General features: G+C 37.4%; 10 protein-coding genes. 5 read left to right on the top strand and 5 right to left on the bottom strand.

Annotated features, from left to right (window positions below; translation table 11 throughout):
• Window positions 1-6: 6 nt before the first annotated feature.
• Window positions 7-510: a hypothetical protein gene (locus AC3QLY_RS10170; protein ID WP_143439383.1), complete on the bottom strand. Its 504-nt coding sequence runs from the start codon at window positions 508-510 to the stop codon at window positions 7-9.
• 68 nt (window positions 511-578) lie between these two features.
• Between AC3QLY_RS10170 and pdeM the strand changes: the two genes are divergently transcribed.
• Together pdeM and AC3QLY_RS10160 are read left to right on the top strand one after the other, a co-directional pair.
• Window positions 579-1,268: a ligase-associated DNA damage response endonuclease PdeM gene (gene pdeM / locus AC3QLY_RS10165; RefSeq protein ID WP_081301275.1), complete on the top strand. Its 690-nt coding sequence runs from the start codon at window positions 579-581 to the stop codon at window positions 1,266-1,268.
• Entirely contained in the window at window positions 1,265-2,164 is a 900-nt protein-coding gene (locus tag AC3QLY_RS10160) for a histone deacetylase family protein (protein ID WP_074419913.1), read from the top strand. The genes pdeM and AC3QLY_RS10160 overlap by 4 nt, the downstream gene beginning before the upstream one ends.
• Here the strand turns inward: AC3QLY_RS10160 and AC3QLY_RS10155 are convergent.
• The 4 genes from AC3QLY_RS10155 to AC3QLY_RS10140 all read right to left on the bottom strand — a co-directional run bounded on the left by AC3QLY_RS10155 (window position 2,150) and on the right by AC3QLY_RS10140 (window position 7,892).
• On the bottom strand, window positions 2,150-4,612 hold the full coding sequence (locus AC3QLY_RS10155; protein WP_143439384.1) for a DUF5916 domain-containing protein: 2,463 nt from the start codon (window positions 4,610-4,612) through the stop codon (window positions 2,150-2,152). The genes AC3QLY_RS10160 and AC3QLY_RS10155 overlap by 15 nt on opposite strands.
• Window positions 4,613-4,783: 171 nt before the next feature.
• Complete coding sequence (locus AC3QLY_RS10150) at window positions 4,784-5,539, bottom strand: XRE family transcriptional regulator (RefSeq protein WP_074419914.1); 756 nt, start codon at window positions 5,537-5,539, stop codon at window positions 4,784-4,786.
• A gap of 82 nt (window positions 5,540-5,621) precedes the next feature.
• Window positions 5,622-6,617: a tRNA (adenosine(37)-N6)-threonylcarbamoyltransferase complex transferase subunit TsaD gene (gene tsaD, locus AC3QLY_RS10145; RefSeq protein ID WP_081301277.1), complete on the bottom strand. Its 996-nt coding sequence runs from the start codon at window positions 6,615-6,617 to the stop codon at window positions 5,622-5,624.
• Window positions 6,618-6,644: 27 nt separating this feature from the next.
• Window positions 6,645-7,892: an ABC transporter permease gene (locus AC3QLY_RS10140; RefSeq protein ID WP_074419916.1), complete on the bottom strand. Its 1,248-nt coding sequence runs from the start codon at window positions 7,890-7,892 to the stop codon at window positions 6,645-6,647.
• 348 nt (window positions 7,893-8,240) lie between these two features.
• Here AC3QLY_RS10140 and AC3QLY_RS10135 point away from each other — a divergent pair, with 348 nt between their 5' ends.
• The 3 genes from AC3QLY_RS10135 to AC3QLY_RS10125 all read left to right on the top strand — a co-directional run bounded on the left by AC3QLY_RS10135 (window position 8,241) and on the right by AC3QLY_RS10125 (window position 11,803).
• A complete protein-coding gene (locus tag AC3QLY_RS10135; RefSeq protein ID WP_074419917.1) occupies window positions 8,241-8,927 on the top strand; it encodes a succinate dehydrogenase cytochrome b subunit in 687 nt (228 codons plus the stop codon).
• Between the two features lie 97 nt (window positions 8,928-9,024).
• Complete coding sequence (locus AC3QLY_RS10130; protein WP_074418518.1) at window positions 9,025-10,998, top strand: fumarate reductase/succinate dehydrogenase flavoprotein subunit; 1,974 nt, start codon at window positions 9,025-9,027, stop codon at window positions 10,996-10,998.
• Window positions 10,999-11,038: 40 nt separating this feature from the next.
• Window positions 11,039-11,803 (top strand): succinate dehydrogenase/fumarate reductase iron-sulfur subunit, encoded by a 765-nt coding sequence (locus AC3QLY_RS10125; RefSeq protein WP_074418517.1) that lies wholly within the window; start codon window positions 11,039-11,041, stop codon window positions 11,801-11,803.
• Window positions 11,804-11,828 lie beyond the last annotated feature (25 nt).

The raw sequence follows: 11,828 nt of genomic DNA, 5'->3' as shown, positions 1-11,828 counted from the left end.
CAACTATTAATAAATCAGGTATTTGCGTTGGGTAGTGTATAAAATAATGAATAACAATAAAAAAGCATATCCAAAATAAGCAGTCCAACCGCTAATAGAAGCCATTCCTAATAAAATAACGGTAGCAATTACCGGGAAAAGTTCACCAATTAGCCACATATAGTAGCCCTGCATTTTCAGCTTACGCATATCTATTGCACCTAAAATACATAATATAGCACCAATTAGGGTAACCACCAAAATGGGCAACTTGTTGGTAGCTGCTTTTCGCATTAACTCCATTGCTTCAGGAGAGTAAAAACTTTTGGCAAAATCGGGTAGTTTGGCAAAATCGGGGCTATTCATTAATTTCTCCATCGCCGCTAAACTTTTTTCGGCGTTGATGTATTGGTATATGCCGGATAAAATAGCAATACCACTCCCAATAAAAGTTAAAATAGTTAATACCTTCAAGCTGCCATATTTAGGCGCCATTGGCATGTCTGGTTGCAGTTGAGTGTCGGTCATCATATTATTTTTTTTGTTGCAATAAATATAATACACCCCTTTTATACAGCAAAATTTAGTTACATAAAATTATGCCATTTGTTGATACATTTGTTCCTATGCAGGCGCCATATTTATTTCAATTACTTGGTCAGCACCTATGGTTATCATCAGAAAAATGTATGCTTTGGAAGGAAGAAGCAATTCTCATTCTTTCTGATGTACACATTGGCAAAACCGGGCATTTTAAAGAAAATGGCATTCCGGTTCCGGAAGCTTTGTTTAAAGAAGATATGCATCGGCTGTTTCATGCTATCGCTGTTTTTCAACCCAAAGCAATTATGGTAGTTGGCGATTTATTGCACAAAAAAAATAATGAAGATGCGGCGCATTTTTTTAAGTGGAAATCTGATTTTGGAAACATTCCATTTCATTTAATTAAAGGTAATCATGATGTGCTGCCGGAACAATGGTATGCCGATGCAGGTATTATATTACATAACGAATGGTTATACAAAGCACCATTTTTATTAATGCATGATATGGCAGATATAATTCCGGAAAAATACAAAAATGCTTATATCATTTCAGGACATATTCATCCGGGTGTACGTGTAAAAATTACTGGAAAGCAACATATTAAATTACCCTGTTTTTATTTTGGTAAACAACATGCCATCCTTCCTGCATTCAGTAATTTTACTGGTGTTGCTGTTGTTAAGCCCGGCAAAAAAGAAAAGGTATTTGCCATCGCCAATCAACAAATTATTCCTATAGCATGATACAAATTGCTTTTCATCCATTATATGCACATGCATTACCTGTGGGTCATCGCTTCCCAATGGAAAAATATGAATTAATACCGGCACAGTTAATGCATGAAGGTACTATTAGCAAAGAAAATTTATTTTATCCGGATGAGATAGATGATGAAATTGTTTTATTAACCCATGATGCGGCCTATCTTCAAAAATTGAAAACGCAAACACTAACTGCTGCAGAGCAAAGAAAAATAGGGTTTCCGCAATCGCCTGCTTTAACTAAAAGAGAATGGATAATAACACAAGGCACCGTTTCCTGTTGCCATGCTGCACTAAAAAATGGGGTTTCACTCAATGTGGCCGGCGGTACGCATCATGCTTTTAAAGATCATGGAGAAGGCTTTTGTTTGTTGAACGATTTTGCCGTTGCTGCCCATTATTTATTACAACAAAAATTAGCCAACCAAATTTTAATAATAGACGTGGACGTGCATCAGGGGAATGGAACGGCATCAATTTTTAATAACCATCCCGAAGTATTTACATTTAGCATGCATGGAGCGTACAATTATCCATTCAACAAAGAAATTTCAGATATTGATTTGCCTTTGGCAGATGGAGTGGATGATACAATTTATTTGAAACAATTGTATGAAGCATTGGAGTTTTTGTTGCCAACAGTAAAACCCGATTTTGCATTTTATCTTTCAGGCGTTGATGTACTGGCTACTGATAAATTTGGAAAATTGAACATCAGCATACCAGGTTGCAAAAAAAGAGATGAAATGGTATTTTACACACTGAAACAACAAGGCATTCCCGTTGTTGTGGCAATGGGTGGCGGATATTCACCCCACATTCGCACCATTATTGAGGCGCACTGCAATACATTTAGAACTGCCTTACATTTGTATTAATCTGTTTTTTTTCAACTGGTTGTAATCAATAAAATAAATAAACTTTGCGGAAATTTGGTTACTGAGTGGCGATGAAAATGATTGTATTAAATTATTAATGTATTTATTGTATTGTGTTCCATCAATGGTTACATCAGGTCCAATTGCATTTTTCCAGGCAACAATTAAACGACTTCCTAACCGAAAATCCCAGGTATAAAAAGCATCTACATTCAATGCATTAAAATTATCATCGTAGCCGGGTTCAAGTGGCCGTTCTAAATCCTGAAAATATCCTTCATTATTTACATTAAACATTTTTACATAATGCACTTTACTCCAATAATGCCTAACCCTAACAATCAAATTCATTCTTGCCTGAAAATTATAAATTACATTCAATACATTATCCATACGCTCTACCCTGCGTTGCCCAATTACAGGTGCATTGGTAACGGCATCAAAATGCGACCAGCCAAATTCACCTGCATCAAATTCTTTTTTACTGTTTAAACTAAGCGTAAACTGATTGTTGAAACGGTATCTAATTCCACCGCTTACTACTGAGTAAGGAATGGCATCTTTATAATCGTATGCAGAGGCATAACCAACTCCATAGTTAAAAAAGAATTTTCTTCTACTATCTGAACTACCGAAAATGCCTGCAAAAGCATAAGGTACTCTTTTGAGTTTGGTACCCGGCATTCTCAGTTCAAAATAGTCGTTACTCCAAATTGGGCTACCCGACACTTCTAATGAAATATCATAAAAATTCTTAAATACTTTTAAGAAACTGGCATTGTAATTCAAACTGCTGAAGGCATAGGGTTTATAGAGGTTTTGATAATTAATGCTAAACCGATAAACTTTAAAGTTGTAACGCTTACCGGGTTTGTATTGATTATAGGAAACAGAGCCAAAATAACTTACTTCGTTGGGTGCTTTCAAAAATCCTAAATCGTTTGGATCGTATTGATCGCTTTCAATATTATTCATAATATTCCATTGCCACAAACCACTTACTTTACCAAAACTATTTTTTAATTTAAACCCATTGTGCGCAAAGAGGCCGCCCACCGTGCTAAAAGCAGCCTTCGACTGCAGATTATATTTGTTCTCTTTATCAAATAAACTAAAATCTACCACGCTTACATTGGCCATTTTATCGCCGCCACGCCTCAATACATTGGCATTGGTAAAAGTAATACTACTTCTATTGGCCAAAGCCTGATCTAAAACAATAATATTATAATTTGATAATGGTTCCGTTTCAATACGGTGTAACTGCCCACTCTTATCTTTCAAGCCGGCATACATGGGTGCTGTTATGCCATTGAAAATTCCAATGCCTAAATTATGCCTGGTTCTGCCGGAAAATTTTGTAGCATTGTATAATTGTGTTAAAGATGGATTTTGAAGAATGGTATATCCGCTATCTGTTGCCAACTGATTAATACTATCATACAATCTGGGCGTTTTCCCAACCCTGCGGGAATAAAAAATCCCTGCTTTATTAAACAATTCGGTTCCTTCAGTAAAAAAGGGGCGGTTTTCTGCAAACTGAACTTCATAAGGAGAGAGATTCAATATCACATTATCACTCAATGTTTGTCCAAAATCGGGTACCAAAGTCATATCTAAAGTAAAGCTTTCATTCACACCATATTTTACATCCATTCCGCCATTATGAATGGCATTTTGAATAGTACCGGTAGCAGTGGGCACAGTGCTGTAACCTGCAGAAATGTAAGGCAGAAACGACAACCGCAACGGGGGTTCTAAACTTTCTAATCCGGTTAATAATCCAAATTGATTCACTAATCCGGAAACGGTTGGACTTACTTTATTCCAATAACTGGATTCATTCAGCCGGCGAATAGACCGGTAAAAATTAATACCCCATTCCTGTACCTCTTTCTTTGCAAAACGAAGACTCATGTATGGAATTTTCATTTCTACAATCCAGCCATCAGCAACAATACTTACATGGCTATCCCAAACAGCATCCCAATTGTAATCCACCCCATTATTGAAAGTATTGTTTCCTGAAAGCTTCGCGTCACTTTGCACATTAGCAGCCGTTACACTAAACATGAATGCATTTTGGCCATCATGATAGGTATCAAAAGAAACTGCAAATACATCCACATCCTGCCTTTGTTCTCCATCCCGTAAGGTAAATTGTCTTCTTATCAGTTTTGGATCATCATACAAATATGCAGCAATATAAATAGCCGAATTATCGTATATAATTTTTACAACTGTATTTTTAGATGCAGGCAACCCAAATTCTGGTTGTGTAATAATAAAATTGGTGGCTGCCTCTGCTGCAGTCCATTCCGGTTCATTTAAAATACCGTCAATTTTTATGGAATGTTGCGTTCTAAATGCCTTTACCTGTTTTACCTGTGCCTGAATGGTAAAATTGATGAACAATAAAAATAAGAATAATGTAATTTTTCCTTGCATGGGTTCATACTCCTTCACTCCAAAACTAAATAGAAATGAAAAGCGCAGAGTACAATTTTAGGATGAATGGCAAATAATGAGTGATGTAACAAATACAAATAAAAAAGCCGTTCTAAAAAGAACAGCTTCTTTCATTCATAAAAATCATCCATCATTATCCAATATCCAAGCCTAATTCAGTTTCTTTTTTAAAGTAGAAACCTGTGCCTGTAAATTATTCACCATACCTGCCAACTGATTTACATCCCAGCGCTGCACCGTATTGGCTTTTTGTAAAATAAACAATGCTTTCCATACTTCCAGAATATCATCCGTAGCTACTGCATAGGGTTCATATATTGGATTATCGCTCACCAGCGTTAATTTATTTTTGGCACGGTTATTTTTTAAAATTCTTTTGTAAACAATACCATCTTGTTTAGACAGTACCACATAAGTATTGCTGGATTTTACTTCTTCAATATCCTCTACTTTTTCCCCAACAATTACACTGCCGCTGGGTGTAGGCAACATACTATCACCAATTATTTCAAATGCACGATATTGGCCGGGCGCCAGCATGGGTAGGGTAAACGTGTTGAGTTCGTCTAAAAAATCGGTATCTGCATAACCGGCTAAATAACCGGCTGCAGCTTTTACCGGAACAAAAGAGATGATAGCAGAACCCGAGGATGCCATTTTTAATTTTCTTCTTTGCTCCAGATAACTGCTTCCTTTTGCAGCGGATAATTCTTTTAAGAGTAATTCATCCAAACTTAGTTTAAACAATTGTGCTACATCTTCCAGCACTTCTAATTTTGGTTCGGCTCTTTCTTCTTCATATGCACCAATTAAGGAACGTTTTACACCTAATTTCTGTGCAAATTCTTCCTGAGTATAGCCTCTTAATTTGCGGAGGTATCTTAAATTTTTTCCGGCAAAACTCATAAACTAATGATTTTAGCCGCAAAATACTAATTTTTTTAGTTAACAAAAAATATTTTTTTATTTTCTTTAAAAATATTTTCATTTACCAGTTTGCCCGGGCCGATGGAGAAACACTTAAATCGGAAAACTGTTCTGCCTGAAATTTGTAATAGGCAGTTATAGCAATCATACCTGCATTATCGGTACAATATTCAAATGCCGGTATAAAAGTATCCCACCCGTTTTGTTTTCCCATCATTTCAAATGCAGTACGCAGGCCTTTATTGGCACTAACACCGCCGGCTATGCATAATTGCCTGATGCCGGTTTGGTGAGCTGCTAATTTCAATTTTTGTAATAATATTTTAATAATGGTAGCCTGAATAGAAGCACATAAATCGTTCAAATGATTGGCAACAAATTCAGGTGACTGCTTCTGCAGAAAATAAAGAACGGATGTTTTTAACCCGCTAAAAGAAAAATTGAGGCCGGGCACCTGTGGTTCGGCAAACTTAAAAGCGGTTGCATTACCGGTTTGCGCATGTTTATCTACCAAAGGACCGCCGGGATAGGGCAGGCCTAATAATTTGGCGGTTTTATCAAAGGCTTCGCCCGCTGCATCATCAATGGTTTCACCTAACACTTCTAAATGCAAAGGGCTATGCGCCAACACAATTTGTGTATGTCCCCCACTTACCGTTAAACATAAAAATGGAAAACCCGGTTTTCTTTCACCAATTAAATTGGCCAGAACATGCGCCTGCATATGGTGTACTGCAATTAACGGTTTATTTAAACCCAATGCCAGCGATTTGGCAAATTGGGCACCTACCAGCAAACTACCCAATAAACCCGGCGCCTGTGTAAATGCAATGGCATCGATGTCAGCTAACTGTATTTGCGCTTTTTTCAATGAAGCTTCTACAACAGGTACAATATTTTGCATGTGTGCACGGCTGGCCAATTCAGGAACCACGCCACCATATTGTGCATGTATGGATTGATTGGCAATAAAATTAGACAGAATAATTCCATCAGTACAAACTGCGGCTGAGGTTTCATCGCAGGAAGATTCAATAGCTAAAATAGAAACAGACACAGATAAAAATTTTGGCAAAAGTACAGGCTATTTGCTTCGTATGGCCACAACAGGATCCATTTTTGCGGCAATAGAGGCCGGAATAATACCCGATAAAATTCCCAATACAATACAAATACTCAATGCCAATACAATGATGTTGGGTGCTATAAAAATAGGAAAAGGTAACACCTTACTCAGTGCCATGGTAAGTATCCAAACCAAAAACAAACCGAGTAATCCGCCAATCACACATAAAAATGCACTTTCTAACAAAAACTCGGTTAAAATAGTGCGTTTTTTGGCACCAATGGCTTTTTTTAATCCAATTTGGCTGGTACGTTCCCGAACGGTTACAAACATAATATTGGCTACACCAAAAGCGCCCACCAATAAACTTAAACCGGCTATAGCCCATCCGCCCAAATTCAACGAACCAAACAATCCGTTTAAAGAATTACCCAACAAATTCACATCATTCAAAGCAAAATTATCTTCCTGCTGCGGACTTAACTTCCGTTGTTGCCGCATAATGCCCTTCAACTCATCAGATAAACTGGCTGTAGCAATATTGTTTTTTGCCTGCACCATAATAAAAGGGCTGCTTTGTTTAATATTGTAAATAGAAGCAAAATATCGATAAGGTAATAAAATACAATCATCATAATTAAATCCGCCCAATAAACTATTGCCCTGCTTTTCCAGCACACCTACAATGATGGCTTTGTGGTGGTTAAAATCTATTTCTTTACCAATTGCTTTTTCAGCATTGCCAAACAATTCTTCAGCTACTTTATTGCCAATTACTGTGGCATTGGTGCCATAGGTAAAATCGTAATCGCTAATGTAACGTCCAACCGCAACGTTAATAGATTGTATTTTATTAAAATCTTCTGTAACACTGTAAATGTTTGTATTGGTTAAACTATTGTCACCATACGATAAAGTTGCATTTTGCGAGGCAAAAAATGCCATTGCATCAGCCAACTTGCTTTTAGCCTGAATAAACTTCATTTCATCATAAGTTGGAGTTGGCCGTTTTACGAACTTCCACCAGGGATACTCTCCGCCCCCGCCATATTCCCATTTATCAATATAAATAGTATTATTACCTAAGGTTTGCACCTCCCCTTTTACCTTTCGTTTTAAACTATCTACCGTAGCCAATACGCCAATAATGCAAAAAATACCGATGGTGATACCGAATAACGACAAAAAAGTACGCAACTTATTTACCCTTAATTCCTGAAGAGCCATTTTAAAACTGTTCCAGATAATGGTGAGCAATTTTATCATAAACCAAATGTAATGTGTTATTTCACATTTTTTCAAATTATTGGTTCAGCGTATATTAATAAGGATGAGCGCAATAATTCAACAATGAACTGAATTTAAATTACTACAATAAAGCCGGGCATATTTTTTTCAAAGCAAATAAAATTTCAAATTGTTAAACAAAGGTTGTGTTTACATCATTAAAATGCAGTAAAAATGGCATTCTTCGCTTCTATACATCAACAAATACCAACAAATACTGTTATTTGAATAAATGCATTTTGCAAAAAATAAAAAAATCATTTTGTTATAGCATTGCTGTGAATTGTATTTTTGCAAAGATTTTTTTTTCAACTTCAATTCTGCTATATGACCTGGAAGCAAGTGTTTACCTCTTCGGTAGGAAAAAAATTAGTAATGGGTTTAACAGGGGTTTTCCTGATTTTGTTTTTAGTAGTGCATGCCGGTTTAAATGCCTGTATTTGGGCAGATGATGGCGGTATTATGTTTAACCGAGCAGCTAATTTTATGGGTAGCAATATTGTACCCCGAATTTTAGAAATTGGTTTGTTCATTTTTATATTTCTCCACATTATTCAGGGTTATGTTTTAGAAGCGGGTAACCGTAGTAAACGTAAAGTAGGTTATGCCATTGCATATGGTAACCGAGGTAGTAAGTGGTACAGCCGCAGTATGGCTATTTTAGGAACCATACTTTTATTGTTTTTTATCGTACACTGGAAACAGTTTTGGATACCCTCCAGATTTACCGGTGTAGAAGAAGTAACACTGCCCAATGGGTTGCAGGTGCATAATTTATATGCACTCATGCGTGATACTTTTTCGCAGTTATGGGTAGTTATATTCTATGTAATTTGCTGCATTAGCTTAGGTTACCACTTAGCACATGGCTTTCAAAGTGCATTTAAAACTTTAGGTGTACACAATAAAAGATACCAGCAAATGCTCACTTCATTTGGGTATGGTTTTGCCATTGTGATTCCTGCCATTTTCGCATTGATGCCAATTAGTTTTTATTTTCATTTAATTAGCTGATTGAAAAAATATAATAGCAAAAAGGAACCGCTTCATTCAACAAAAGAAGTTTTCCTTTATAAAAAATACCAATTTTAATCTACAAAAAAGTAGTACCATGTTAGAATCAAAAATTCCTGCCGGCGCTTTAGAACATAAATGGACCGATTATAAAGGACATTGCAAATTGGTAAACCCCGCCAACAAACGGAAGTTAGAAATTATTGTAGTAGGTACCGGTTTAGCCGGAGCCAGTGCTGCTGCCAGTTTGGGCGAATTGGGTTATAAAGTAAAAGCTTTCTGCTTTCAAGATAGTCCGCGTAGAGCACATTCTATTGCTGCACAGGGTGGAATTAATGCGGCCAAGAATTACCAAAATGATGGTGACAGTGTTTTTCGTTTATTTTATGATACTGTAAAAGGTGGCGATTACCGCAGCCGAGAAGCCAACGTATACCGCCTTGCCGAAGTAAGTGCCAATATTATTGATCAGTGTGTGGCACAAGGCGTACCCTTTGCCAGGGAATATGGTGGTGTGTTAAGCAACCGTTCATTTGGCGGTGTGCAAGTACAAAGAACTTTTTACGCTGCAGGGCAAACCGGTCAGCAATTACTCATTGGTGCCTATCAGGCTTTAGAACGCCAGGTGGCATTGGGCAATGTAAAAATGTATGCCCGCCATGAAATGCAGGAAATTGTGGTAATTGATGGGAAAGCAAGAGGTATTATTGCAAGAGATTTGATTTCCGGAAAATTAGAAAGACATTTCGGCCATGCGGTACTATTGTGTAGTGGAGGTTATGGTAACGTGTTTTATTTGTCGACCAACGCAATGGGTAGCAATGTAACTGCCGCCTGGAAAGCGCATAAAAATGGCGCATTATTTGGCAATCCCTGTTTTACACAAATACATCCTACCTGTATTCCCGTAACCGGCGATCATCAAAGTAAATTAACCTTAATGAGCGAATCATTAAGAAATGATGGCCGTATATGGGTTCCCAAACAAAAAGGAGATACGCGTAAAGCCAGCCAGATACCTGAAGAAGAAAGAGATTATTATTTAGAAAGAAGATATCCTGCATTTGGTAATCTGGTACCTCGTGATGTGGCTTCCAGAGCTGCAAAAGAAAGATGTGATGAAGGATACGGTGTAGGCTCTTCTAAACAAGCAGTTTATCTTGACTTTAGTGCCGCTTTTGAAAGATATGGTACAACAGAAGCAGGTATTCACGGTATCGATAATCCTTCAAAAGAGCAAATTATATCACTCGGCAAACAGGTAGTAAAAGAAAAATATGGTAATCTTTTCGATATGTATGAAAAAATTACCGGCGAAAATCCTTATGAAGTTCCCATGCGCATCTACCCTGCAGTACACTATACCATGGGTGGCTTGTGGGTTGATTATGAATTAATGACTACTGTAAAAGGATTATATGCATTGGGTGAAGCTAACTTCTCTGATCACGGTGCCAACCGCTTAGGTGCCAGTGCCTTAATGCAGGGCCTTGCCGATGGTTATTTTGTAATACCCTACACCATTGGAAACTATCTGGCAGACGAAATTTACAACAAACCTATTTCAACCAATCATGAAGCTTTTCAAACCGCAGAAAAAAAGGTACAGGAAAGATTAGAAAGCCTGATGAGTATTCAGGGTACACAAACTGTAGAAAGTTTTCATAAACGCCTCGGTAAAATTATGTGGGACAAATGTGGTATGGCCAGAAATGCCAATGGTTTACAACAAGCCATTACCGAAATACAACAGCTCAAAAAAGAATTTTGGAGTGACGTTAAAATACCCGGCGGCATTAATGAACTGAATACAGAATTAGATAAGGCGGGCCGCGTTGCCGATTTTATTGAATTAGGTGAATTAATGTGCATAGATGCATTAAACAGAAATGAAAGTTGTGGCGGACATTTCAGGGAAGAATACCAAACACCCGATGGTGAAGCATTAAGAGATGATGCGAATTATATGTATGTAGCTGCCTGGGAATACAAAGGTGAACACAACTGGGAATTACACAAAGAACCTTTACAGTACGATGTAATTAAACCCACCCAAAGAAATTACAAATAAATAACTGAATCCTATTTTTTTAAGATTTTAATTTTTTTATATGGAACACTATACCATGAATCTGAACTTAAAAGTTTGGAAACAAAAAGACAAAAATGCAAAGGGTAGTTTTAAAATGTATCGTGTAGAAAACATTTCTTCGGAAATGAGTTTTTTGGAAATGTTTGATGTACTGAACGAACAACTGATTCGGGCAGGTGAAGACCCGATTGCATTTGACCATGATTGTCGCGAAGGTATTTGTGGTATGTGTTCAATGTATATTAATGGTAAACCACATGGTCCGTGGCAGGCCAATACTACCTGCCAATTGCACATGCGTGCCTTTCAAAATGAAGACACAATTGTAGTAGAGCCTTGGAGAGCCAATGCTTTTCCTGTAATTAAAGACTTAATGGTTGACCGTTCTGCATTCGACAGAATTATACAGGCCGGTGGATACATTTCAGTGAATACCGGGAATGCAGTAGACGGGAATGCAATATTAGTAGATAAAGATAATGCTGATAATGCCTTTGCCGCCGCCATGTGTATTGGCTGCGGTGCTTGTGTGGCTGCGTGCAAAAACAGCAGTGCTATGCTGTTTGTTTCAGCCAAAGTATCGCATTTGGCGCTTTTACCGCAAGGAGATCCTGAACGCCATCATCGTGTAATCAATATGATTACACAAATGGATAAAGAGGGTTTTGGTTCCTGCACCAATACAGGTGCCTGCGAAGCTGCCTGCCCGAAAGAAATTTCGCTCACTAATATTGCTCGCCTAAACAATGAATATTTAAAAGCAGGTTTAGTTGCAGAAAAATAAATCTTACACCAATTTTCATCGAAAA

It is taken from the genome of Hydrotalea sp. GW822-HT8A01 (assembly GCF_058798575.1).
This window is presented reverse-complemented; position numbering and strand designations above follow the sequence as displayed.

What these genes read in the sequence shown, in the direction of transcription:
- AC3QLY_RS10170 (WP_143439383.1), bottom strand. Translation starts at nt 510, where the DNA reads ATGATGACCGACACTCAACTGCAACCAGACATGCCAATGGCGCCTAAA.
- pdeM (WP_081301275.1), top strand. Translation starts at nt 579, where the DNA reads ATGCCATTTGTTGATACATTTGTTCCTATGCAGGCGCCATATTTATTT.
- AC3QLY_RS10160 (WP_074419913.1), top strand. Translation starts at nt 1,265, where the DNA reads ATGATACAAATTGCTTTTCATCCATTATATGCACATGCATTACCTGTG.
- AC3QLY_RS10155 (WP_143439384.1), bottom strand. Translation starts at nt 4,612, where the DNA reads ATGCAAGGAAAAATTACATTATTCTTATTTTTATTGTTCATCAATTTT.
- AC3QLY_RS10150 (WP_074419914.1), bottom strand. Translation starts at nt 5,539, where the DNA reads ATGAGTTTTGCCGGAAAAAATTTAAGATACCTCCGCAAATTAAGAGGC.
- AC3QLY_RS10140 (WP_074419916.1), bottom strand. Translation starts at nt 7,892, where the DNA reads ATGATAAAATTGCTCACCATTATCTGGAACAGTTTTAAAATGGCTCTT.
- AC3QLY_RS10135 (WP_074419917.1), top strand. Translation starts at nt 8,241, where the DNA reads ATGACCTGGAAGCAAGTGTTTACCTCTTCGGTAGGAAAAAAATTAGTA.
- AC3QLY_RS10130 (WP_074418518.1), top strand. Translation starts at nt 9,025, where the DNA reads ATGTTAGAATCAAAAATTCCTGCCGGCGCTTTAGAACATAAATGGACC.
- AC3QLY_RS10125 (WP_074418517.1), top strand. Translation starts at nt 11,039, where the DNA reads ATGGAACACTATACCATGAATCTGAACTTAAAAGTTTGGAAACAAAAA.